Annotated in this window: 19 protein-coding genes; 18 read left to right on the top strand and 1 reads right to left on the bottom strand. The window is 74.1% G+C overall.

What is annotated here, in order from left to right:
* Positions 1-12 precede the first annotated feature (12 nt).
* The 9 genes from HDA33_RS04360 to ndk all read left to right on the top strand — a co-directional run bounded on the left by HDA33_RS04360 (position 13) and on the right by ndk (position 11,300).
* On the top strand, positions 13-738 hold the full coding sequence (locus tag HDA33_RS04360) for an ABC transporter ATP-binding protein (RefSeq protein ID WP_184171326.1): 726 nt from the start codon (positions 13-15) through the stop codon (positions 736-738).
* On the top strand, positions 728-1,651 hold the full coding sequence (locus HDA33_RS04355) for an ABC transporter permease (protein ID WP_184171323.1): 924 nt from the start codon (positions 728-730) through the stop codon (positions 1,649-1,651). The genes HDA33_RS04360 and HDA33_RS04355 overlap by 11 nt, the downstream gene beginning before the upstream one ends.
* Positions 1,648-2,916 (top strand): uroporphyrinogen-III C-methyltransferase, encoded by a 1,269-nt coding sequence (cobA, locus tag HDA33_RS04350; RefSeq protein WP_184171320.1) that lies wholly within the window; start codon positions 1,648-1,650, stop codon positions 2,914-2,916. The genes HDA33_RS04355 and cobA overlap by 4 nt, the downstream gene beginning before the upstream one ends.
* Positions 2,913-4,349 carry an FAD-dependent oxidoreductase gene (locus HDA33_RS04345; protein WP_184171317.1) on the top strand — a complete coding sequence of 479 codons (1,437 nt, stop codon included), beginning with the start codon at positions 2,913-2,915 and terminating at the stop codon, positions 4,347-4,349. Before cobA ends, HDA33_RS04345 begins: the two co-directional genes overlap by 4 nt.
* A gap of 82 nt (positions 4,350-4,431) precedes the next feature.
* Positions 4,432-5,067: a TIGR03085 family metal-binding protein gene (locus HDA33_RS04340; protein WP_184171314.1), complete on the top strand. Its 636-nt coding sequence runs from the start codon at positions 4,432-4,434 to the stop codon at positions 5,065-5,067.
* Between the two features lie 281 nt (positions 5,068-5,348).
* Entirely contained in the window at positions 5,349-8,750 is a 3,402-nt protein-coding gene (gene ileS, locus HDA33_RS04335) for an isoleucine--tRNA ligase (RefSeq protein WP_184171311.1), read from the top strand.
* Positions 8,747-10,303, top strand: coding sequence for a glutamate ligase domain-containing protein (locus tag HDA33_RS04330; RefSeq protein WP_184171308.1), 1,557 nt, complete (start codon positions 8,747-8,749; stop codon positions 10,301-10,303). Before ileS ends, HDA33_RS04330 begins: the two co-directional genes overlap by 4 nt.
* Positions 10,300-10,803: a DUF4233 domain-containing protein gene (locus HDA33_RS04325; RefSeq protein WP_184171305.1), complete on the top strand. Its 504-nt coding sequence runs from the start codon at positions 10,300-10,302 to the stop codon at positions 10,801-10,803. The genes HDA33_RS04330 and HDA33_RS04325 overlap by 4 nt, the downstream gene beginning before the upstream one ends.
* A 74-nt stretch (positions 10,804-10,877) precedes the next feature.
* Entirely contained in the window at positions 10,878-11,300 is a 423-nt protein-coding gene (ndk, locus tag HDA33_RS04320) for a nucleoside-diphosphate kinase (RefSeq protein WP_158492707.1), read from the top strand.
* Positions 11,301-11,377: 77 nt separating this feature from the next.
* On the opposite strand, the gene HDA33_RS04315 is transcribed toward ndk, so the two are convergent.
* The gene (locus HDA33_RS04315) at positions 11,378-12,046 is read right to left on the bottom strand and encodes a vitamin K epoxide reductase family protein (protein ID WP_184171302.1); all 669 of its coding nucleotides are present in this window, start codon (positions 12,044-12,046) and stop codon (positions 11,378-11,380) included.
* Between the two features lie 399 nt (positions 12,047-12,445).
* On the opposite strand from HDA33_RS04315, the gene HDA33_RS04310 reads away from it, so the two are divergent.
* The 9 genes from HDA33_RS04310 to rsfS all read left to right on the top strand — a co-directional run bounded on the left by HDA33_RS04310 (position 12,446) and on the right by rsfS (position 22,583).
* The gene (locus tag HDA33_RS04310) at positions 12,446-15,916 is read left to right on the top strand and encodes an Rne/Rng family ribonuclease (protein WP_184171298.1); all 3,471 of its coding nucleotides are present in this window, start codon (positions 12,446-12,448) and stop codon (positions 15,914-15,916) included.
* Between the two features lie 234 nt (positions 15,917-16,150).
* Positions 16,151-16,456: a 50S ribosomal protein L21 gene (gene rplU / locus HDA33_RS04305; protein ID WP_017489123.1), complete on the top strand. Its 306-nt coding sequence runs from the start codon at positions 16,151-16,153 to the stop codon at positions 16,454-16,456.
* A gap of 51 nt (positions 16,457-16,507) precedes the next feature.
* The gene (gene rpmA / locus HDA33_RS04300) at positions 16,508-16,765 is read left to right on the top strand and encodes a 50S ribosomal protein L27 (protein WP_002853915.1); all 258 of its coding nucleotides are present in this window, start codon (positions 16,508-16,510) and stop codon (positions 16,763-16,765) included.
* 168 nt (positions 16,766-16,933) lie between these two features.
* Complete coding sequence (gene obgE, locus HDA33_RS04295; protein WP_158494687.1) at positions 16,934-18,481, top strand: GTPase ObgE; 1,548 nt, start codon at positions 16,934-16,936, stop codon at positions 18,479-18,481.
* Positions 18,482-18,485: 4 nt separating this feature from the next.
* A complete protein-coding gene (gene proB / locus HDA33_RS04290; RefSeq protein WP_184171295.1) occupies positions 18,486-19,691 on the top strand; it encodes a glutamate 5-kinase in 1,206 nt (401 codons plus the stop codon).
* Between the two features lie 95 nt (positions 19,692-19,786).
* Complete coding sequence (locus HDA33_RS04285; protein WP_184171292.1) at positions 19,787-21,136, top strand: glutamate-5-semialdehyde dehydrogenase; 1,350 nt, start codon at positions 19,787-19,789, stop codon at positions 21,134-21,136.
* 79 nt (positions 21,137-21,215) lie between these two features.
* Positions 21,216-21,437, top strand: coding sequence for a hypothetical protein (locus HDA33_RS04280; RefSeq protein ID WP_017489126.1), 222 nt, complete (start codon positions 21,216-21,218; stop codon positions 21,435-21,437).
* A gap of 73 nt (positions 21,438-21,510) precedes the next feature.
* The gene (gene nadD / locus HDA33_RS04275) at positions 21,511-22,158 is read left to right on the top strand and encodes a nicotinate-nucleotide adenylyltransferase (RefSeq protein WP_184171288.1); all 648 of its coding nucleotides are present in this window, start codon (positions 21,511-21,513) and stop codon (positions 22,156-22,158) included.
* Entirely contained in the window at positions 22,155-22,583 is a 429-nt protein-coding gene (rsfS, locus tag HDA33_RS04270) for a ribosome silencing factor (protein ID WP_017489127.1), read from the top strand. The genes nadD and rsfS overlap by 4 nt, the downstream gene beginning before the upstream one ends.
* Positions 22,584-22,595: the final 12 nt, after the last annotated feature.

The following is a 22,595-nucleotide window of genomic DNA, read 5'->3' as shown; positions in this document are numbered from 1 at the left end:
AGGGGAGCGGTCATGACAGTGGTGATGGAGGACGTGGGCATGAGCTTCGGCGGGCCCACGCCCGTGCTGGAGGGCGTCTCCGTGCGGATCGAGCCGGGCGAGTTCGTCTGCCTGCTCGGCGCGTCCGGATGCGGCAAGTCCACGCTGCTCAACCTCATCGCCCGGCTCGAGGCGCCCACCGCGGGCGTCGTCAAGGCTCCCCGGGAGGGGGCGGCGTTCATGTTCCAGGACGCCGCCCTCTTCCCGTGGCTCACCGCCCGCGGCAACATCGAGCTCGCCCTCCGGTTCGCCGGTGTGCCCGCGGCGGAGCGTCGGGGGCGTGCCGGGGAGCTGCTGCGTCTCGTCCACCTGGGCGACGCCGCCGACCTGCGACCCCACCAGCTCTCCGGCGGCATGCGCCAGCGCGTCGCCCTGGCCCGGGCCCTCGCCCAGGACCGCCCCCTGCTGCTCATGGACGAGCCGTTCGCCGCGCTGGACGCGATCACCCGCGACCTGCTGCACGTGGAGCTCGAGCGGGTGTGGCGTCAGACCGGTCGGACGGTCGTGTTCGTCACCCACAACGTGACCGAGGCCGTCCGCCTCGGCCAGCGGGTGCTGCTGCTGTCCTCACGGCCGGGCCGCGTCGTCGCCGAATGGGACGTGCCCGCAGCCGCCCGCCACGACGCGCCCGCCGCGGCCGCCCTCACGGCCGCCATCACCGCCCGACTCGGTCAGGAGATCCGTCGCCATGCGCACTGACACCCCCACCCTCGACGCCCCCGGCCGCGCGCCGGGGGCCGCCGCCGACGACGAGCTGCGCGAGCTCGACAGCGGCCTCGACGCGCTCCAGGCCGTCGACTCGGCCCGCCGGACGGGTCTGGCCGGGTGGGACTGGAGCCGGGTCCTGCTCCCGGTGGCCGCCGTCGTCCTGCTCGTGGCGATCTGGCAGGTCGCCGCGTGGCTGACCGGTGCGCGCGGCGAGCCGATCACCGGTCCCGTCGACGTCCTCGGGGCCTTCGGGGCGCTGTGGGCCCAGGGCCTCGTCCAGCAAGCAGTGGCGACGTCGGTGGGCCGCGCCGTCGTGGGCTTCGCACTCGCCGTGGTCGTCGGCGTCGGGCTGGGCCTGCTGCTCGCACAGGTCGGCGTCCTGCGACGGGCGTTCGGCCCGCTGCTCACGGCCCTGATGGTGCTGCCCAACGTGGCCTGGGTGCCGCTCGCGGTGCTGTGGTTCGGCCTCAGCGACGCCACCGCGTACTTCGTGATTCTCACCGGTGCCGTCCCCGCCGTGGTCGCCGGCCTCACCACCGGCACGGACCAGGTGCCGCCGCAGCTGCGTCGCGCGGCCCGCGTGCTGGGCGCCTCGCGCCTCGAGACCGCCCTGCTGGTGGTCCTCCCGGCCGCCCTGCCCGCCTTCGTCTCCGGACTGCGTCAGGGCTGGGCCTTCGCGTGGCGAGGCCTCATGGCCGCCGAGATCATCGCCGTCGGCGCGCCCATGGGCGTCGGACTCGGGACCCTGCTCCACCAGGGACGGACCGAGTCCGACCTCGCCGTCGTCCTCTGCGCCGTCCTGGCCATCCTGGCCGTCGGCGTCCTCGTCGAACTGACCGCATTCGGCCCCGTCGAGCGGCGCATGCTGCGCCGCCAGGGGCTGCTGGAAGGGAGCACGCGATGACCGCGTCCGATCTGTACCCCACCTCCCTGCGACTGCTCGGCCGTCCCGTCCTGATCGTGGGCGGCGGGCGCGTGGCCGGCCGCCGCGTGGGCGCCCTCCTCGACGCCGGTGCGCTCGTCACCGTGGTGGCCCCGGAGCCGGGGGAGGAGGTGGAGCGGCTCGCGGCGGCCGGCCTGCTCACCCTGCACCGCCGCCCCTACCGCCCGTCCGACCTCGACGGTGTCTGGTTCGCCCAGACCGCCACCGGCGACCGGGCCGTGGACGGGGCCGTGGCCTCCGACGCCGAGGCCCGCCACGTCTGGTGCGTCGACGCCTCCGACGCCGAGTCCTCCGCCGCCTGGACGCCCGCCGTCGCCCGGGCCGGGGACGTGACCGTGGCCGTCAACGCCGGGGGAGACCCTCGCCGCGCCCGCGCCCTGAAGGACGCGATCACCCTCGCCCTGTCCACGGGGCGGTTGCCCCTGCGCCGGCGGCGCGCGTCCTCCGAGCCCGGCCGCGTGGCCCTCGTCGGCGGCGGCCCCGGCGACTCCGGGCTCATCACCGTGCGCGGCCGCCAGCTGCTCGCGGAGGCCGACGTGGTGGTCGCCGACCGGCTGGGCCCGCGCGCCCTCCTGGCCGAGCTGGACCCGGCGGTGCCCGTGATCGAGGTCGGCAAGGCCCCCGGGAACCACCTGGCCACGCAGGACGAGATCAACGCCGTCCTGGTCCGGGAGGCCCGGGCCGGCCGCCTCGTCGTCCGACTCAAGGGCGGCGACCCGTACGTGCTCGGACGCGGCGGCGAGGAGGCGGCGCACTGCCGCGCCCACGGCGTCGACGTCGAGGTGGTCCCCGGTGTCACGAGCGCCGTCTCGGTGCCCGCCGCCGCGGGGATCCCGGTCACCCATCGCGGCGTCGCCACCGGCTTCACGCTGGTGACCGGCCACGAAGAGCTGTCCGAAGTGCCCACCCGGGCCGACCACACGCTGGTCCTGCTGATGGGCGTGCGTCGGCTCGCGGACACCGCACGCCGACTGACGGAGCGCGGCCTCGACGGCGCGACGCCCGTGGCGATCATCGAGCGCGGCTGGATGCTGGACCAGCGGGTCACCGTGGGCACGGTGGAGACCATCGCCGCGCAGGCGGCCGCCGTCGGTGTGGCGAACCCCGCCGTGATCGTCGTGGGCGACGTCGTGCGCCTGAGCCCCTACGCCACCGGCGCGCCTGCAGCCGGTGTCCCTGCCCCGATCTTGACCCTGAACCCGACCTCCGAAGGAGCACGAGCATGACCCTGACCCCCTCGTACCCGAGGCCTGAGCGCCCGTTGCGCATCGCCATCATCGGTGCCGGACCCGCCGGGGTGTACACGGCGGACATCCTGACCAAGGAGGAGCGGGACTTCCGCGTCAGCATCGACCTGTTCGACCGCTACCCGGCCCCGTTCGGTCTGATCCGCTACGGGGTGGCCCCGGACCATCCGCGCATCAAGGGCATCGTGAACGCCCTGCACAAGGTGATGGACCGCGGGGACATCCGGTTCCTGGGCAACGTGGACTACGGCACGGATCTGAGCCTGGCGGACCTGCGTCGCCACTACGACGCGATCGTGTTCTCCACCGGGGCGGTGCGCGACGCGCGGCTGGACGTGCCCGGCGTCGAGCTCGCCGGCTCGTTCGGTGGCGCGGACTTCGCCTCCTGGTATGACGGGCACCCGGACGTGCCGCGCCACTGGCCGCTGGACGCCACCCAGGTCGCCGTCATCGGCAACGGGAATGTGGCCCTGGACGTCGCCCGGATCCTGTCCAAGCATGCCGAGGATCTGCTGCCCACCGAGATCCCGGACAACGTGTACCGCGACCTCGCCGCCTCCCCGGTCACGGACGTGCACGTGTTCGGCCGCCGTGGCCCCGCCCAGGTGAAGTTCACCCCGCTGGAGCTGCGCGAGCTGGCGCATTCCCGGGACGTGGACATCGTGCTCTACGAGGAGGACTTCGACTTCGATGAGGCCTCGGAGAAGGCGATCGAGGAGAGCAACCAGGTCCGCACCATGGTGGGCACCCTGACGAACTGGCTGATGGAGCAGGAGGACCGCGAGCAGTCCGCCTCGCGCCGCCTGCATCTGCATTTCCTCCAGGCCCCGGAGGAGTTCCTCGACGCGGACGGGGACGGCCGCGTGGACGGGTTGCGCATGCGCCGCATGGAGCTGGACGGCGCCGGCGGCGTGCGCCCCACGGACGAGACCGTGGACTACCCCGTGCAGGCCGTCTACCGTGCCGTGGGCTACTTCGGCTCGCCCCTGGACGGCGTGGAGTTCGACGCCGCCCGCGGCGTGGTGCCCAACGACGAGGGCCGTGTGCTCGACGCCGACGGCGCCCCCGTGCCCGGCCTCTACGCCTCCGGCTGGATCAAGCGCGGCCCCGTGGGCCTGATCGGTCACACCAAGGGTGACTCCCTCGAGACCATCAAGCACCTCATCGAGGACGAGCCGGGGCTGTGGACCGCTCAGGAGCCCTCGGAGGAGTCCGTGATCGAGCTGCTGGAGTCCCGTGAGGTGCGGTACACGACATGGGCTGGTTGGCTTGCTCTGGATGACCACGAGAAGGCCTTGGGTGTGCAGGCCACGGAGGCCGGCCCGGTCGAGCGCGAGCGCGTGAAGGTCGTGGACCGCGAGGAGATGACGCGCATCTCCCGGGAGAGCGTCCTCCTCGGCGCCGGAGGCTGAGCCCTCCCGTCGGGTGGATGCGAGGCCGCGGCGGGGCGCCACCCCTCGCCCGTGCCGCGGCCCGCTCCCTACCGTGGTGCCCATGACCACCTTCGCCGCAGCCGAACGCGCCCGCCTCGCTGACCTCCTGCTCGAGAAGGGCCCCCACGCGCCCACCCTGTGCGGTGGCTGGAGCACCCGCGACCTCGCCGCCCACCTCTGGCTGCGGGAGAGCCGGCCCGACGCCTTCGCCGCCCTGTTCATCCCGCCGCTGTCCCGCCACCTCGACCGCCTGTCCGCGGAGACCACGCGCCGCGACTACGCCGAGGTCGTGCGGGAGTGGGCCGCGGGCCCGTCGGCGCTGAACCCCATGCGGGCGGCGGACAGGCACGTGAACGCGGTCGAGCACTTCATCCACCTCGAGGACGTCCGGCGCGGTGAGTCCGCGGCCGGCGGCCCGCTGCCCGCCCCGCGCTCGTTCTCCCCGGACGAGGAGGACGCCCTCTACCGCTCGCTGCGCCGCATGGCCCCGCTGTTCCTGCGCAGGTCCACGGCGCCGGTGGTCCTCCAGGGCCCGGGCCGCGCCCCGGTCACCGTCACCCGTGGGGCCGTGGCGCTGCGGGCGCCCGTCACGGTGACCGGCGAGGTGGGGGAGCTCCTCCTCTGGGCCTCGGGCCGGGACGCCGTGCACGTGGAGCTCGACGGCGACGCGTCGGCGGCCGTGCGCACCGCCCTCTGACGCGCTCCGGCCCCGCGGCCACGGGCCGACGCGTCGTCCACTACACTGGCGGGCACAGGCGTCGACCCGGCCATCACCGGCGAGCCTCCGGAAGAACGGGCCGCCCGCGGCGGCCTCAGTAGAACCGGACGGGTAAGCCCGTCACAGCAGTCATCAAGCGGCCCGCGCCCGGGGACCCCCCGACGTCGGCAAGCAAGGTGGTACCGCGTCCGCGGCCGGCCCCAGGGCCGGCTTCACGGGCGTCCTTGCACGGAACCGACGCCCGGACGCAAAGGACCCCCGTGTACCCCCTCGCCTCCACCGCCCCCGACGGCCGCACCCCCGCCTCCCCGCGCTTCCCGGAGATCGAGCGCCGCATCCTGGCGTACTGGGACGAGGACGGCACCTTCCAGGCCTCCATCGACCAGCGCCCCGCCCTGAACGAGGACGGCTCCCAGAACGAGTTCGTGTTCTACGACGGCCCGCCCTTCGCCAACGGCCTGCCGCACTACGGCCACCTGCTCACCGGCTACGTCAAGGACCTCGTGGCCCGCTACCAGACGCAGCAGGGCCGCCGCGTGGAGCGCCGCTTCGGCTGGGACACCCACGGCCTGCCCGCCGAGCTCGAGGCCATGAAGCAGCTCGGCATGACGGACAAGTCCGAGATCGAGGCCATGGGCGTCGACCGGTTCAACGACGCCTGCCGCGCCTCAGTTCTCAAGTACACGGACCAGTGGCAGGACTACGTGACCCGCCAGGCCCGCTGGGTGGACTTCGATAACGACTACAAGACCCTCACCCCGGACTTCATGGAGTCCGTGATCTGGGCCTTCTCCGAGCTGCACCGCAAGGGCCTGACCTACCGCGGCTTCCGGGTTCTCCCGTACTGCTGGAACGACGAGACCCCGCTGTCCAACCACGAGCTGCGCATGGACGACGACGTCTACAAGATGCGTCAGGACCCCTCGGTCACCGTCACCTTCCCGATCACCGGCCTCCCGCAGGACCCGGCCCTCGTCCCCGACGGCGGCGCCGACGCGGAGCTCGCGGCCGAGCTGGCCGGCGTCCGCGTCCTCGCCTGGACCACCACGCCCTGGACGCTGCCGACCAACGCCGCGCTCGCCGTCGGCCCGGAGATCCCGTACGCCGTGGTGCCGGCCGGCCCCGAGGGCGCCACGGCCGAGGGCGAGCGCTTCCTGCTCGCCGTGGACCTCGTGGCCGCCCACGCCAAGGAGCTGGGCTACGCGGACGCCGAGGCGGCCCGCGCCGCCGTCGTCGAGACCGTGCCCGGCGCCCGCCTCGGCGGCCTGGCCTACGAGCCCCTCTTCACGGACGTGTTCGACGCCCACGCGGACGAGACCTTCACCGTCAACGGCCGCGACCTCGGCCTCGAGGCCGCCCACCGCATCCTCGTGGACGACTACGTCTCCACCGAGGACGGCACCGGCGTGGTCCACCAGGCCCCCGCCTACGGCGAGGACGATCAGCGCGTCTGCGAGGCCAACGGCATCCCCGTGCTCCTCTCCGTGGACTCCGGCGCCCGCTTCCTGCCGCTGTTCGCCCGCGAGGACGTGGGCCGCGGCGACCTCGCCGAGATCGCCGGCGTGCAGGTCTTCGAGGCCAACCGCACCATCGTCCGCGCCCTGCGCGAGCTTGGCCGGGTCGCCCGCGAGGCCTCCTACGAGCACTCCTACCCGCACTGCTGGCGCTGCCGCACGCCCCTGATCTACCGGGCAGTGACGTCCTGGTACGTCAAGGTCACCCAGATCAAGGAGCGCATGCTCGAGCTGAACGAGGAGATCACCTGGATCCCCGGCAACGTGAAGCACGGGCAGTTCGGCACGTGGGTGGCCAACGCCCGCGACTGGTCCATCTCCCGCAACCGGTACTGGGGCTCTCCCATCCCGGTGTGGGAGTGCGACGCCACGGACTGCGGCCACCAGGAGGTGCACGGCTCCCTCGCCGAGATCGAGGAGGCCTTCGGCCGCCTGCCCCTCAACGCCGAGGGCGAGGTGGACCTGCACCGCCCCTGGATCGACGACCTCACACGCGAGCACGCCGGCTGCGGCGGCACCCTGCGCCGGGTCGAGGACGTGCTGGACGTCTGGTTCGACTCCGGCTCCATGCCCTACGCCCAGGTGCACTACCCCTTCGAGCGGGCAGACTGGTTCCCCACGCACAACCCGGCGGACTTCATCGTGGAGTACATCGGCCAGACCCGCGGGTGGTTCTACACCATGCACATCCTGGCCACCGCGCTGTTCGACCGGCCCGCGTTCTCCAACGTGATCTCCCACGGCATCGTGCTCGGCTCGGACGGGCAGAAGATGTCCAAGTCGCTGCGCAACTACCCGGACGTCACCGAGGTCCTGGACCGCGACGGCGCCGACGCGATGCGCTGGTTCCTCATGGCCAGCCCCATCCTGCGCGGCGGCAACCTCGTGGTCACCGAGGAGGGCATCCGCGAAGGCGTGCGCCAGGTGCTGCTGCCGGCGTGGAACGCCTACCACTTCTTCACCCTCTACGCGAACACGGCCCACGACGGCGGCGCCCGCCCCGACGGGTACCGCGCGCAGGCGCGGCACTCGGCGCAGGACCCACTGGACCAGTACATCCTGGCGGCCACGGGGCGGATGCTGCGGGACGTCAAGACGGCGCTCGACGCGTACGAGGTCTCGGACGCCACGGACGCGCTGCGCGGCTTCATGGACACCCTGACCAACTGGTACATCCGCCGGTCGCGGCAGCGGTTCTTCGACGAGGACACCGCCGCCATGGACGTGCTCTACACCGCCCTGGAGGCGTTCGCGCGGGCCGCCGCCCCGCTCATGCCGCTCGTGGCGGAGGAGATCTGGCGCGGCCTCACCGGCGGCCGCTCGGTCCACCTGACCGACTACCCGGACGCCGACCTGTTCCCGCACGGGCCCGAGGCGGACTCCCTCGTGGCCCGCATGGACGCGGTGCGCCGCATCAGCTCTGCCGGCTCGGCCCTGCGCAAGGGGGCCGGCCGCCGGGTGCGCCTGCCGCTGCCCCGCCTGTCCGTCGTCGTCCCGGACGCGGAGGGCCTCGAGGGCACCTACGCCCGCATCGTGGCCGACGAACTGAACCTCAAGGACGTGAGCCTCACCGAGCTCTCGGACGAGGCCATCGCCCGCTACGGGATCGGCACCGAGCTGAAGCTGAACTTCCGCGAGCTCGGCAAGGCCTACGGCAAGCAGGTGCCGCTCGTGAAGAAGGCCGTGGACGCCGGCTCCTACGAGGAGACCGCGGACGGGCTCGCCGTGACCCTGGCCGACGGTGCGACCGTGACCCTGGACCCGGCCCTGTACGAGCTGCGCACCGTCTCCACCGGCGCCCCCGAGGGCACCGCGGTGGGCGTGCTGCCCGGCGCCGCCGGCTTCCTCGTGCTGGACACCGAGGTCTCCGCGGAGCTGGCCGCCGAGGGCACCGCCCGGGACGTGGTCCGCGCCGTCCAGGCGGCCCGCAAGGACGCCGGCCTGGACGTCTCCGACCGCGTGCGCACGCGGATCGAAGGCCCCACCGCCGTCGTGGCGGCGCTCGAGGCCCACCGCGACCTCGTCGCGGAGGAGACCCTCACGGTGGAGCTGGAGCTCGTGGACTCCGGCGAGGCCGACCCCCGCAAGGACCCGGCCGACGACGCGATGAAGACCGTGGCCGTCACCGTGGCGAAGGCGGACGCGTGAGCGGCGCGCCCGCCCCGCAGACGGTCGAGCAGGTCTACGCGGACCTGCTCGACCGCGCCCCGGAGAACGCCATGGAGCCGCGGCTGGAGCCGATGCGGCGCGTGCTCGCGCTGCTCGGCGACCCGCAGCACGCGGCCCCCGTCATCCACCTGACCGGCACCAACGGCAAGACGTCCACGGCGCGGATGATCGAGGCGGTGCTGCGCTCCTACGGGCTGCGCACCGGCCGCTACACGTCCCCGCACCTGCAGAGCGTGACCGAGCGGATCAGCATCGACGGCGCCCCCGTGTCCGACGAGACGTTCGTGCGCGTCTGGGGCGAGATCCTGCCGATCGTGCAGGCCGTGGACGCCGAGCTGGAGGCCGAGGGCCGGCCGCGGCTGACCTACTTCGAGGCCGTCACCACCCTGGGCTTCGCGGTGTTCGCGGACGAGCCCGTGGAGGTCGTCGTCCTCGAGGTGGGCCTGGGCGGCATCACGGACGCCACCAACGTGGCCGACGGCGCGGTCTCCGTGGTCACCCCCATCTCCCTGGACCACACGGACCTGCTGGGGGAGACCGAGGCCGAGATCGCCGAGGAGAAGGCCGGCATCGTCAAGCCCGGCGGGGCGCTCGTCTCCGCGGTCCAGGAGCGGGACGCCGCGCAGGTGCTGCTGGAGGCCGCGCGGGCCGCGGACGTGCCGTTCCGCTTCGAGGGCGTCGAGTTCGGCGTCCTGGAGCGCTCCCTGGCCGTGGGCGGCCAGCAGGTCTCCGTGCGCGGGCTCGCCGCGGAGTACCGCGACCTCTTCCTGCCCCTGCACGGCGAGCACCAGGCCCAGAACCTCGCGGTGGCCGTGGCCGCCCTCGAGATGTTCCTGGGCGGGGGAGACCGCCCCCTGGACGAGGAGCTGCTGCGGGAGGGACTGGCGCAGGTCGCCTCGCCCGGCCGCCTCGAGGTGCTGCGCACCGCGCCGACGCTGATCGTGGACGCCGCGCACAACCCGGACGGCGTCCGCGCCACGGCCAGGGCGGTGCAGGAGGCCTTCGGCTTCACCCGCCTGGCCCTGGTGGTGGGCATCCTCCGGGAGAAGGACGCCCCGGCCATGCTGGAGGCGCTCTTCCGGGCCTTCGGCGACGACGTCGAGGACCTCGCCCTCACGCAGTCCTCCTCGCCGCGGGCCATCCCGGCCGGCGACCTCGCGCGCATGGCCGTGGACGCCGGCTGGCCCGAGGCGGACGTGTTCGCCGCCGAGTCCGTCCCGGACGCCCTCGAGTGGGCGGTCGGCCGGGCCGAGGCGCTGGAGACGAGCGCCGACGAGCTGGCCTCCGGCACCGGCGGCGGCGTCCTCGTGCTCGGCTCCGTCACCCTGGCCGCGGAGGTCCGCGCCCTGGTCGGCGAGCCCCGGCACGCCGGCCCCGTGACGGTGGCCGCCCGCGGGCTGGACCCCGCGGACCTCCTCGACGCCGTCGGCCTGGCCGAGGCGGACGAGGACGACCTGGACCCCGAGATCCTCGAGCTGCTCGAGGACCGCGACGACGCCGGCTCCCGCCGCCGCACCGAGGAGGACCGATGAGCACGCCGCAGCCCGGGACGGGCCGCACCCCCGAGGAGGACGAGCGCTTCGGCGACGAGTCCTGGCGCCCCGAGCGCGAGACGCGGGCCCAGCGGGCCTGGCGGCCGGGCACCCGCCGGCGCCGCCGCTCCGTGCGCGCCCTGTTCACCTCCACCGTGCTCATGCTCGAAGCCGTGGTGATCTTCTTCCTCGGCATGATGCTGTTCGGCATGAACCGGGACCAGCCGGGGGCGGTGTGGTTCATCGCGGGCTACACGCTGCTCGCGGCCGTGGCCGTGCTCACCTGCGCGCTGGTGCGCCGGCCGGTCGGCATCGCGATCGGCTGGGCGATCCAGGCCGTGCTCGTGCTCTCCGGGTTCTGGGAGTACTCGATGTTCGTGGTGGGGGCCCTCTTCGCGCTGACGTGGGCGTACGCCGTGATCAAGGGCGGGAGCATGGACGTGGAGAACGCCGAGCGGGACCGGCTGCAGGCCGAGTGGGAGGCCGAGCACGGACAGTGAGCCCGGCGCCCCCACTAGGGTGGGTGCAGAACCGGACCCGGACGCACCCGTCCGCCGACGCAAGGAGCACCACCATGGCCCAGCACATCGAAGAGACCCTCGTCCTCGTCAAGCCGGACGGCGTCGAGCGCAACCTCGTGGGCGAGATCCTCGCGCGCATCGAGCGCAAGGGCTACGTCATCGCGGACCTGAAGATGCTCACCCCCACCCGCTCCATGCTCGAGCGCCACTATGAGGAGCACCAGGGCAAGCCGTTCTTCGACCCGCTGGTTGACTTCATGGCCTCCGGCCCCGTGGTGGCCGTGCGCGTCACCGGCAACTCGGTGATCGAGGGCTTCCGCTCCCTGGCCGGCAAGACCGACCCCACCGTGGCCGCCCCGGGCACCATCCGAGGCGACCTGGGCCGTGACTGGGGCGAGAGCGTGCAGAAGAACCTCGTGCACGGCTCGGACTCGTCCCTCTCGGCCGAGCGCGAGCTCGGCATCTGGTTCGGCTGACGACGGCGACGGCCCGGACGACGACGGCCGGTCACCCCGCGGGGTGACCGGCCGTCGTCGCGTCCGGGGGAGGGCGCTCAGCCCAGGCCGATGACGCCGAACCCCAGCTCGAGCAGGATCGTGGCGAACACCAGCACGTACAGGATCAGGATGACGGGCCAGGCGAGCTCGCGGGCGAGGCGGGCGGCGCCGGGGGAGGCCGGCAGCGTCCCGGTCTGGATGTTCCGCGAGGTCACCAGGACCAGCTGGGCGATGACCATGGCCCACACGATCATGCAGTACAGGCACAGGGTGCCGATGCTGTAGACGGCGGAGTACCAGAGCCACACGCAGAAGGCGAAGCCCGCGAGGATCCCCACGTTCATCAGCAGCCAGTACCAGCGGGCGAAGCGGGCGCCGGCGAAGAGGGACACGGCCACGGTGATCAGAACGGAGAAGGCCACGATCCCGATGTACGTGTTGGGGAAGCCGAACGTCATGGCCTGCCAGGACTGCATCACCTTGCCGCAGGACACCCACGGGTTGAGGTCGCAGCTGGTGCGGTGCCCCGGGTCGGCGGCCAGGATGGACCGCTCCACGATGATGACGATGGTCGCGGCCAGGGCCACGAGCGAGGTCACGAGCAGCGTCCAGGCCATGCCGGCCGGGCGGGCGTACCAGGACAGGGTCCCGTCCGACGCGGGCGTCTCGGCGGGCTGGGCGGGCTGGGCGGGGCGGACGCGGTCCGCCGTGGGGGTCGAAGGCATGCTGTGAGTCTACGCGCGCGGCGGAGGCGGGTGTGAGACAATCGGGCCTGGCCGTCCCGTGGCCACACCGCGGGACAGCCCGCTGCGCGCCCGACGTCGGGCCGCCGCCGAGGCGCCGCCCGCACCGATCATCGCGCGGGAGGCGGACGCCGGGGACGCCCCGCATGCGTCCGCGCGCCGCACAGGCGGACGGCACAAGACGCCCAGGCCCCGACCTCGAGGGCGCAGCGGTTCCGCGACGGGCCCGCACGGCCGCCGCGGTCCACCAGACGACTTTCTCGGTGTCCGCCTCCCGGCGCACCCGCGGCGCGCGGCGCCCGGGGCAACGCGGCCGGCGGCGGACCTGGACACGCCGGACGGCGGCGGGTGTGGCGTCGTCGGACGGCGGGAGGTGCTGCCATGGCGGCGAACGAGGACACGACCGGCGCGGAGGAACGCGCGGAGCAGACGGAGCAGACGACCGCGGAGACCTCCGCGGCGGTCGCGGGGCAGGCCGCGGTCGAGAGCCCCGTCGAGGACGGCGGGACCGTGACGCAGGCGCAGGCCGACGCGGCCGAGGGCGCCGACGCCCGCGAGCGCACCGCGGAGGCCGCGGACCTCGAGGACGAGGCCGAGACGGACACGGCCGCCGAGCCGGAGCCGGACGAGGCGCCCGGCGCGCCCGCGCTGCAGTTCGACCCCACCGACCCCTTCGCCGTGCCGGCGAACGTCATGGAGATCCTGCGGACCGAGAAGTCCGAGCGCCGCCCCGCCCGCGACGAGCGCCCGGCCCGCGGCGCCGAGGACGAGGACGAGGCCCCCGGCCGGTCCCGCCGCCGTCGCCGCCCGTCCCGGGACCGCGACCAGGCCGAGACCGAGGCCGGCGCCGAGGACGAGGCCGTGGAGACGGCCGAGGGCGAGCAGGACGCCGAGACCGCCGAGCGCGGCGAGGGCGCCGTGGTGTCCCGCCGCCGTCGCCGTCGGCGCCGCGGGGACGTGGACATGGAGCTCGACGGCGGCGAGGACGGCGACCCGGAGAACACGGTGACCCGCGTGCGCGCCCCCCGGCAGGCCCTGAGCACCGGCTCGGACGCCGTGCAGGGCGTCAAGGGCTCCACCCGCCTGGAGGCCAAGCGCCAGCGCCGCCGCGACTCCCGCTCCGGCGGCCGCCGCCGCACCGTGATCACCGAGGCCGAGTTCCTCGCCCGCCGCGAGGCCGTGGACCGCAAGATGCTGGTCCGCCAGCGCGAGCACCGCATCCAGATCGCCGTCCTCGAGGACGGCGTGCTGGCCGAGCACTTCGTGTCCAACACCACCCAGGACTCGCTGATCGGCAACGTCTACGTGGGCAAGGTCCAGAACGTGCTGCCCTCCATGGAGGCGGCGTTCGTGGACATCGGCCGCGGCCGCAACGCCGTGCTCTACGCCGGCGAGGTCAACTGGGACGCCGCCCAGCTGGACGGCAAGCCCAAGAAGATCGAGAACGCGCTGAAGTCCGGTGACACCGTCCTGGTGCAGGTCACCAAGGACCCCGTGGGCCACAAGGGCGCCCGCCTGACCAGCCAGGTCTCGCTGCCCGGCCGCTACCTCGTGTACGTGCCCGGCGGCTCCATGACCGGCATCTCCCGCAAGCTCCCGGACGTGGAGCGCTCGCGCCTGAAGAAGATCCTCAAGGACCACCTCCCGCAGGACGCCGGCGTGATCGTGCGCACCGCCGCCGAGGGCACCTCGGAGCAGGAGCTGCAGAACGACATCAACCGCCTGCGCGCGCAGTGGGAGGGCATCCAGGAGAAGGCCTCCTCCACCAAGGTGCTGGCCCCCGAGCTGCTCTATGCCGAGCCGGACCTGACCATCAAGACGGTCCGCGACGTGTTCAACGAGGACTTCTCCGCCGTGCTGGTGCAGGGCGAGGCCACGTGGGACAACATCGAGGCGTACGTGACCTACGTGGCGCCGCACCTGCTGGACCGCCTGCACCACTGGGTGCCCCAGGACCACGACGGCGAGGACCTCTACGCCACCCACCGAGTGGACGAGCAGCTGCACAAGGCGTTGGAGCGCAAGGTGTACCTGCCCTCCGGCGGCTCCCTCGTGATCGACCGCACCGAGGCCATGACCGTGGTGGACGTCAACACCGGCAAGTTCACCGGCTCGGGCGGCAACCTCGAGGAGACCGTCACCAAGAACAACCTCGAGGCCGCGGAGGAGGTCGTCCGCCAGCTTCGCCTGCGGGACATCGGCGGCATCATCGTCATCGACTTCATCGACATGGTGCTCGAGGCCAACCAGGACCTCGTGCTGCGTCGCCTGGTCGAGTGCCTCGGCCGGGACCGCACCAAGCACCAGGTGGCCGAGGTGACCTCCCTGGGCCTCGTGCAGATGACGCGCAAGCGCATGGGCACCGGCCTGGTCGAGGTCTTCTCCGAGACCTGCGAGCACTGCGCCGGCCGCGGCATCCTCATCCACGACACCCCGGTCGAGCGGGGCCGCTCCGGCGGCGAGCCGCGCGGCGAGGGGGAGGGCCGCCGTCGCCGTCGCCGCAAGGGCGCCGGGGAGGGCGAGCAGGCCCAGCCCGCCGAGTCGACGACGACGGCCGGCGGCGAGGAGGTCGACGCGGAGGACGAGCGCCAGCGTCGCGAGCGCGCCGAGGCCGCCCGCGCCGCGCTGCACTCGATCGCCAAGGCCTCCGGCAAGGTGAGCGAGGACGAGGACCCGGCCGAGCAGGCCGCGCCCGCCGAGCAGGCTGCGGACGCCGCCGAGGACCAGGCCGCCGAGGCCGTCGAGGCCGCCCGCGAGGACGCGGCCGAGGAGACCGGCGAGGCCGGTGCGCAGGACGGTGAGGGCGCCGAGGACGAGGACGAGGCCCCGCGCCGTCGCCGCCGTCGTGGCCGCCGCCGCGGCCGCGGACGCTCGGAGGAGGCCGCCGAGGCCGCCGAGGCCGCGTCCGAGGACGGGTCCCGCGACGCCGACGCCGCTCCCGCCGGGCAGGCCCCGGCCGCGGACGAGGAGGAGGCCCCCGCCGCCGATCCGGTCGCTCAGGCCGAGGCGGCCGTCACCGCGGTGGCCGAGGCGGAGGCCGACGCCGAGTCCGGGGGCGAGGAGCGCGAGGCCGAGCCGGCCGGGGACGAGGAGGGCGCCCGACCGCGCCGCGCCCGTCGCCGCCGGGGCGGCCGCGGCCGCTCCCGCCGTGGCGCCGACCGCGAGGCCTCGACCGCCGACGCGGACGACGAGGCCGCCCAGCCCGCGCAGGAGCCGGCCCAGGCCGACGCGGAGCCGGCGGCGACCGAGCCCGAGCCGGCCGCGCAGGTCGAGTCGGTGCAGCCCGTGCAGCCCGAGTCGGCCCCGGCCGTGGCCGCGGCGGACGCCGAGCAGCCGGCCGCCCCGCGCCGCCGCCGTTCGCGCCGCGCTTCGAGCGACGGCGTCGTGCGCCCGGGCGCGGGCCAGGGCGGCGCCCCGGCGTCGTCCGGCCCGGCGACCCCGTCCCGCGGGGAGGAGGCCGCCGTCGAGGCGACCGAGCCCACCGCGGAGCAGTCCACGGACGCCACCGAGGTGCACGAGCACCCGGCCGCCCCCGCCCCGGCGGAGGAGGCCTTGATGGTCGAGCCGGTGGCGGCCGACCCCGCCCCGGCCGAGCAGGCCGAGCCCGCCCCCGCGGCGCGGCCCGAGCCGGCGCGCGAGGAGGCCTCCGTCGCCCGGCGCCGTCGGTCCCGTCGCGCGGTGTCCTCGGACGGCGTGCGCGTGCAGGTCGAGGACGCCTCCGGGGCGGCACGGGGCGGACGCTTCACGGCGACCGCCGCCGAGCCCACGGCCCCCGCCGAGCAGGGCGCCTCGGCGCCCGTGATGCTGGGCGTGGGCGTCAAGGCCGCGGACCTGGCGCGCCGCAGCCGCTGACCGCCTCGTCGTCGCCGCCCGGAGGCCCCTCCGGGCGGCGGCGACGCGCCGGTGGCCGCCCCGTTTGGTCCGGATGCGGGGCACCGAGTATGCTGGACCATCGGTGTTCACCGCCCGCAGGCTCCCGCATGTCCCGGTGAGGGACCGCCGGACCCGGACGCAGTCGCGGTCGAGGTGCGAGGCGAGCAGAACCCGGACTGATCCATTGAAAACGTCGAGAGAAGTGAGTCCCAAGTGGTGTACGCGATTGTCCGCGCTGGCGGCCGCCAGGAGAAGGTTTCCGTCGGAGACCTCGTTACCCTTGACCGCGTTCCCGCTGAGACCGGTGGCTCCGTCGAGCTGCCCGCTCTGATGCTGGTGGACGGGGACAAGGTCACGGCAGGCGCCGACGCCGCCGGCGTGAAGGTGACGGCTGAGGTCGTCTCCCACTCCCGCGGCAAGAAGGTCGTCATCATGAAGTACAAGAACAAGACCGGCTACAAGAAGCGCCAGGGCCACCGCTCTGAGCTCTCCACGGTCAAGATCACCGGGATCGCCTGAGCCGTCCGCGGCATCAGCGAAACCGGGCATCCGAGAGGTTAGGCAACAGCAATGGCACATAAGAAGGCCGGCAGTTCCTCCAAGAACGGCCGCGACTCGAACCCCCAGTACCTCGGCGTCAAGCGCTACGGCGGCGAGGACGTCAACGCCGGCGAGATCATCGTCCGCCAGCGTGGCACCAAGTTCCACCCGGGCCGCAACGTCGGCCGCGGCAAGGACGACACGCTCTTCGCGCTGTCCGCCGGCTCCGTGGCCTTCGGCCAGCGCCGCGGCCGCAAGGTCGTGGACATCGTCCCCGCCGCGGAGTGATCTGACGCTCTCGCGGTCTGCGTGCGGCCCCTCGCCCGGCGAGGAGCACCGCACCACGTGACGCCCCGGCGGGGGCGGGCCCGGCATCCACCGGACCCGCCCCCGCCGTTCGCGTTCCCGGCCTCCGTGGCCGCCCGTCCGACCCCCTCCAGCTCAAGGAGCACTCCCATGGCAGCCTTCGTGGACCGCGTGGTCCTCCACCTCACCGCCGGCAACGGCGGGCACGGGTGCGTCTCCGTGCACCGCGAGAAGTTCAAGCCCCTGGGCGGTCCCGACGGCGGCAACGGCGGCAACGGCGGCGACATCACCCTGGTGGTGGACTCCCAGACCACCACCCTGCTCGACTACCACCACGCCCCGCACCGCTCGGCGGAGAACGGGCAGCCGGGCATGGGCGACCACCGCGCCGGCAAGCACGGCGAGTCCCTCGTGATCCCGGTGCCGGACGGCACGGTGGTCAAGGATGAGCAGGGCAACATCGTGGCCGACCTCGTGGGCGAGGGCGCGTCCTACACCGCGGCGGCCGGCGGCCAGGGCGGCCTCGGCAACGCCGCGCTGTCCTCGGTCAAGCGCAAGGCCCCCGGATTCGCCCTGCTGGGCCTGCCGGGGGAGAGCCGCGACCTCACCCTGGAGATCAAGACGGTCGCCGACGTCGCCCTCGTGGGCTTCCCCTCGGCTGGGAAGTCCTCGCTCATCGCGGCGATCTCCGCGGCGCGCCCGAAGATCGCCGACTACCCGTTCACCACGCTCGTGCCCAACCTCGGCGTGGTCCAGGCCGGCGAGGTCCGCTTCACCGTGGCGGACGTGCCCGGGCTGATCCCCGGCGCCTCCGAGGGGCGCGGCCTCGGCCTGGAGTTCCTTCGCCACGTGGAGCGCTGCGCGGCCCTCGTGCACGTCCTGGACTGCGGCACCCTCGAGTCGGACCGGGACCCGATCGCCGACTTCGAGGCCATCGAGGCCGAGCTCGAGGCGTACGCCGTGGAGCCCGTGTTCTCCCAGGGCGGCGAGGGCGTGGTGCCCCTGAACGAGCGCCCGCGCCTGGTGGCCCTGAACAAGACCGACCTGCCCGACGGCGCCGCGATGGCCGAGATGGTCCGCGCCGAGCTCGAGGGCCGCGGCCTGCGCGTGTTCGACATCTCCGCGCTGGCCCGCGACGGCCTGGAGGCGCTCAAGTACGCCATGGCCGGGCTCGTCACCGAGGCCCGCGAGCGGGTCCCCGAGCCCGAGCCGGCCGCCCCCGTGGAGGTGCCCCGCCGGCACCGCCGCAAGGGCGAGCACGCCGAGTTCACCGTCCGCCGCGAGGAGCGCAACCTCGAGCCGCTGTTCCGCATCCGCGGCGAGAAGCCGGAGCGCTGGGTCGCCCAGACCGACTTCCAGAACGACGAGGCCGTCGGCTACCTCGCCGACCGACTGCAGCGCGTGGGCGTGGAGGACGCCCTGTTCAAGGCCGGCGCCACCCCGGGCGACGCCGTCGTGATCGGCGACGACGCCTCGGGCGTGCTCTTCGACTGGGAGCCCACCCTGTCCGCCGGCGCCGAGTTGCTGGCCGGCCCGCGCGGCACCGACCTGCGCCTGGACGAGCGCACGCGCGCCACCCGCGCGGAGAAGCGGGCGGAGCAGGACCAGCGCCGCGCCGCCCGCGCCGCCACGCGCGCCGAGATGGAGGCCGAGCGCCGCTCCGGCCTCTGGACCGAGACGTACGACCGAGAGGACTGATCGCATGAGCACACGCCGCACCGTCGTCACCCGCTACCCCACCCCCGCCACCCGTGGCGCGGAAGATCCGCGGGCCAACCCCGTCACCACGCGGGACACGATGGCCGCGGCGCGCCGGGTCGTGATCAAGATCGGCTCGTCCTCGCTCACCACCGCGACCGGCCTGGACGTGGCGGCCATCGACCGCCTCGTGGACGTCATCGCGGAGCTGCGCGGGCGGGGCACCCAGGTGGTGCTGGTCTCCTCGGGCGCGATCGCCGCGGGCTTCCCGCACCTCGGCCTGGACCGCCGCCCCAAGGACACCGCCACCCAGCAGGCGGCCGCCGCGGTGGGCCAGGGCCGGCTCCTGGCGCACTACACGCACAGCTTCGGGCGCCACGAGACAGAGGTCGCGCAGGTGCTGCTCACCGCCGAGGAGCTCATGCGCCGCACGCAGTACACCAACGCGCACCGCGCGCTGGCGCGGCTGCTCACCCTCGACGTCATGCCGATCGTCAACGAGAACGACGCCGTGGCAACGCGCGAGATCCGGTTCGGCGACAACGACCGCCTCGCCGCGCTCACCGCCAACCTGGTCAAGGCGGACCTGCTCGTGCTGCTCTCGGACGTGGACGCGCTCTACACGGGCCACCCCTCGCGCCCGGACTCGCGGCGCATCCCCGTGGTCGCCACGGACGCGGACCTCGAGGGCGTGGACGTGCGCGTGCCCGGCTCGGCCGGCGTGGGCACGGGCGGCATGGTCACCAAGGTTGACGCGGCGGGCATCGCGGCGACCACCGGCATCCCCACCCTGCTCACCTCGGCCCCGAACGCGGGCTCGGCGTTCGCGGGGGAGGACGTGGGCACGTGGTTCGAGGCCACCGGCCGCCGCCGCTCGGCCCGCGCGGCCTGGCTGGGCCTGACCGCGGAGGTGCGCGGCCAGCTCGTGATCGACGACGGCGCGGTGGCCGGCGCGATCGACCGCGGCCGCTCCCTGCTCGCCGCGGGCATCACCGGCCTCAGCGGCCGGTTCACGCCGGGCGACGTCGTCGAGATCCTCGACGCGACCGGCCGCGTGCTGGCACGCGGGCTCGTGCAGTACTCCTCGTCCCAGTTGCCCCCGATGCTCGGGCGCTCCACGTCCGACCTCAAGGAGGACCTCGGCGCCGGCTACGACGGCGTGGTGGTGCACGCGGACGACTGGGTGCGCCTGGCCCCGCCGCGCCGCTGACCCCGGTCCCGGGGCGCGGGCGGCCCGACGGCGCCGCGCGTCGCACGACGCCGCGGCCTCGATCCGGGTCCGGTCCCCTCGGTAGGGTGGGCGGCATGGAGAACCAGGAGAGCACCGCACCCCAGGACCAGTCCGCCGGCCAGGAGGCCGAGGCCCCCTCGCAGGAGGTCGTGGACACGATCCGCCAGCGCGCGGAGTGGGCCCGCCTGGCCGTTCCGGAGCTGGCCACCGCGGGCCGCACCCGCAAGGACGCCGTCCTGCGCCACATGGCCGAGTCGCTGCGCTCCAACGCGGCCGCGATCATCACGGCCAACCAGGAGGACCGCGCCCGCGGCGCCGAGGCCGGCACCTCCGCCGCCCTGCTGGACCGCCTGAAGCTGGACGAGCCGCGCGTCGAGGCGCTGGCGCTCGGCCTCGAGGCCCTCGCCGCCCTGCCGGACCCCGTCGGCGCCGTCGTGCGGGGCGGGACCCTGCCCAACGGCGTGCGGATGACCCAGACCCGCGTGCCCCTGGGCGTGGTGGGCGCCGTGTACGAGGCGCGCCCCAACGTGACCGTGGACATCGCGGGCATCGCCCTGAAGTCCGGCAACGGCGTGATCCTGCGCGGCGGCTCGGCCGCCCAGAGCACCAACGCCGTGCTGATCCAGGTGCTGCGCGAGGCCCTGGCGGACCAGGGCTTCGACCCCAACGTGGTCCAGGGCATCGACGACCTCGGCCGCCCCGGCGTGGCCGCCCTCATGGCCACCCGCGGCGCGGTGGACGTGCTCGTGCCGCGCGGCGGCCGCGAGCTCATCCAGCGCGTGGTCCGCGAGGCCCGCGTGCCCGTGATCGAGACGGGGGAGGGCAACGTCCACCTGTACCTGGACGCCTCCGCCCCGAAGGACATGGCCGTGGAGATCGCCCTCAACGCCAAGACGCACCGCACCTCCGTGTGCAACGCCGCCGAGACCCTGCTGATCCACCGCGAGGCGGAGGAGACCGGCCGCGAGGTGCTGCGCACCCTCATGCGCAGCGGCGTCCTGCTGCACGTGGACGAGGCCGCGAAGGCCTGGCTGCCCGGCCCCACGGACCGCGGCGACCACGCCCGGGACGCGGTGGACGCCACCGAGGAGGACTGGGGCACCGAGTACCTGGACATGGACATGGCCGTGCGGATCGTCGACTCGCTGGACCAGGCGATCGAGCACATCGGCCGCTGGTCCACGGGCCACACCGAGGCCATCGTCACCAACGACCTCGCGGCGGCCGAGCAGTTCATCACCCAGGTGGACGCGGCGGCCGTGATCGTCAACGCCTCCACCCGCTTCACCGACGGCGGCGAGCTCGGCCTCGGGGCCGAGGTCGGCATCTCCACCCAGAAGATGCACGCCCGCGGGCCCATGGGCCTGGAGGAGCTGACCACCACGAAGTGGATCCTGCGCGGCGACGGCCAGGTCCGTCGCTGACCGGCGCTAGGATGGACCACAGGACCCCTGCGGCCCGGCCTCGGCCCGGCCGTCTGACCCGTTGCACCGAGGAGCACCCATGCTGAACACCTCTCTCGTCCTGGCCGCCGCCGAGGGCCACCACGTCGTGAACGAGCTGCCGATCCCCACCGTCTGGTACGGCATCATCGTCTTCGCGCTGCTCATGGCCGCGCTGCTGGCCACCATGTCCATGCGCTCGCGCGCCCTGCGCCTGCCCGAGCCCACCACCGCCGTGCAGCACCACGGCACCGGCCACGGCTCGCACACCCCCGGCCACTGACTCCGCATCGGACCGCCGCGCCGTCCCGGACCCCCGGGGCGGCGCGGCGTCCTGCGGACTCCCGCCTGAGCGCATGACCGTCGCCTCCCGCGCCACCGCCTCCGAGCCCACCGCCGGAGGCGCCCGTCGTCGTCGCCTGGGCATCATGGGCGGCACCTTCGACCCCGTCCACCACGGGCACCTCGTGGCCGCCTCCGAGGTGGCCGCCGAGTTCGAGCTGGACGAGGTGATCTTCGTCCCCACCGGCCAGCCCTGGCAGAAGGCGGACCGCTCGGTCTCCCCGGCCGAGGACCGGTACCTGATGACCGTGGTGGCCACCGCCTCCAACCCGCGCTTCACCGTGTCCCGGGTGGACATCGACCGCCCCGGCATGACCTACACCGTGGACACCCTGCGGGACCTGCGCCGCCTGCATCCGGACGCCGAGCTGTTCTTCATCACCGGCGCCGACGCCATGGGCCAGATCCTCACGTGGAAGGACGTGGACGAGCTCTGGGACCTGGCGCACTTCGTGGGCGTCACCCGCCCGGGCCACGACCTCACGGACATGGGCCTGAAGGACGACGTGTCCCTCATGGAGATCCCCGCCATGGCGATCTCCTCCACGGACTGCCGGGAGCGCGTCGCCCGGGGCCGGCCCGTCTGGTACCTCGTGCCGGACGGCGTGGTCCAGTACATCGCCAAGCATCATCTCTACGTCTCGGATGAGGAGACCCCTTGACCGTTCCCCAGACCACCCTGGACGCCCTCACCGTCGCCGCGGCCGCCGCGGCCGACAAGCTGGGCACCCACATCGTGGCGTTCGACGTCGCCGAGCGACTCGGCCTCACGGACGCCTTCCTGATCGCCTCCGGCGCCTCCGAGCGCCAGGTCAATGCCATCGTCGACGGCGTGGAGGAGGCCCTGCTCAAGGAGGAGCAGCTCAAGCCCCTGCGCCGTGAGGGCCGCTCGGACGGCCACTGGGTGCTGCTCGACTACGGCCACTTCGTGGTCCACGTCCAGCACCGCGAGGACCGCGAATTCTACGCGCTGGACCGGCTGTGGAAGGACACCCCGGCCATCGACCTCGGCCTCGCCGAGGAGCACACGCGGCCGGACGCCGCTGGCGAGGGCGCCGCGGACGACGCCGCCCCGCACGCCTCCTGAGCGGCCCGGGGC

The organism is Micrococcus endophyticus, from assembly GCF_014205115.1.
Lineage (GTDB): Bacteria > Actinomycetota > Actinomycetes > Actinomycetales > Micrococcaceae > Micrococcus > Micrococcus endophyticus.
The sequence above is the reverse complement of the archived record's forward strand: the minus strand, read 5'-3'. Positions and strand labels throughout refer to the sequence as shown.

Bases quoted from the DNA above. Each gene is read 5' to 3' on its own strand.
- HDA33_RS04360 (WP_184171326.1), top strand. From the start codon at position 13: ATGACAGTGGTGATGGAGGACGTGGGCATGAGCTTCGGCGGGCCCACG.
- HDA33_RS04355 (WP_184171323.1), top strand. From the start codon at position 728: ATGCGCACTGACACCCCCACCCTCGACGCCCCCGGCCGCGCGCCGGGG.
- cobA (WP_184171320.1), top strand. From the start codon at position 1,648: ATGACCGCGTCCGATCTGTACCCCACCTCCCTGCGACTGCTCGGCCGT.
- HDA33_RS04345 (WP_184171317.1), top strand. From the start codon at position 2,913: ATGACCCTGACCCCCTCGTACCCGAGGCCTGAGCGCCCGTTGCGCATC.
- HDA33_RS04340 (WP_184171314.1), top strand. From the start codon at position 4,432: ATGACCACCTTCGCCGCAGCCGAACGCGCCCGCCTCGCTGACCTCCTG.
- HDA33_RS04325 (WP_184171305.1), top strand. From the start codon at position 10,300: ATGAGCACGCCGCAGCCCGGGACGGGCCGCACCCCCGAGGAGGACGAG.
- ndk (WP_158492707.1), top strand. From the start codon at position 10,878: ATGGCCCAGCACATCGAAGAGACCCTCGTCCTCGTCAAGCCGGACGGC.
- HDA33_RS04315 (WP_184171302.1), bottom strand. From the start codon at position 12,046: ATGCCTTCGACCCCCACGGCGGACCGCGTCCGCCCCGCCCAGCCCGCC.
- HDA33_RS04310 (WP_184171298.1), top strand. From the start codon at position 12,446: ATGGCGGCGAACGAGGACACGACCGGCGCGGAGGAACGCGCGGAGCAG.
- rpmA (WP_002853915.1), top strand. From the start codon at position 16,508: ATGGCACATAAGAAGGCCGGCAGTTCCTCCAAGAACGGCCGCGACTCG.
- obgE (WP_158494687.1), top strand. From the start codon at position 16,934: ATGGCAGCCTTCGTGGACCGCGTGGTCCTCCACCTCACCGCCGGCAAC.
- proB (WP_184171295.1), top strand. From the start codon at position 18,486: ATGAGCACACGCCGCACCGTCGTCACCCGCTACCCCACCCCCGCCACC.
- HDA33_RS04285 (WP_184171292.1), top strand. From the start codon at position 19,787: ATGGAGAACCAGGAGAGCACCGCACCCCAGGACCAGTCCGCCGGCCAG.
- HDA33_RS04280 (WP_017489126.1), top strand. From the start codon at position 21,216: ATGCTGAACACCTCTCTCGTCCTGGCCGCCGCCGAGGGCCACCACGTC.
- nadD (WP_184171288.1), top strand. From the start codon at position 21,511: ATGACCGTCGCCTCCCGCGCCACCGCCTCCGAGCCCACCGCCGGAGGC.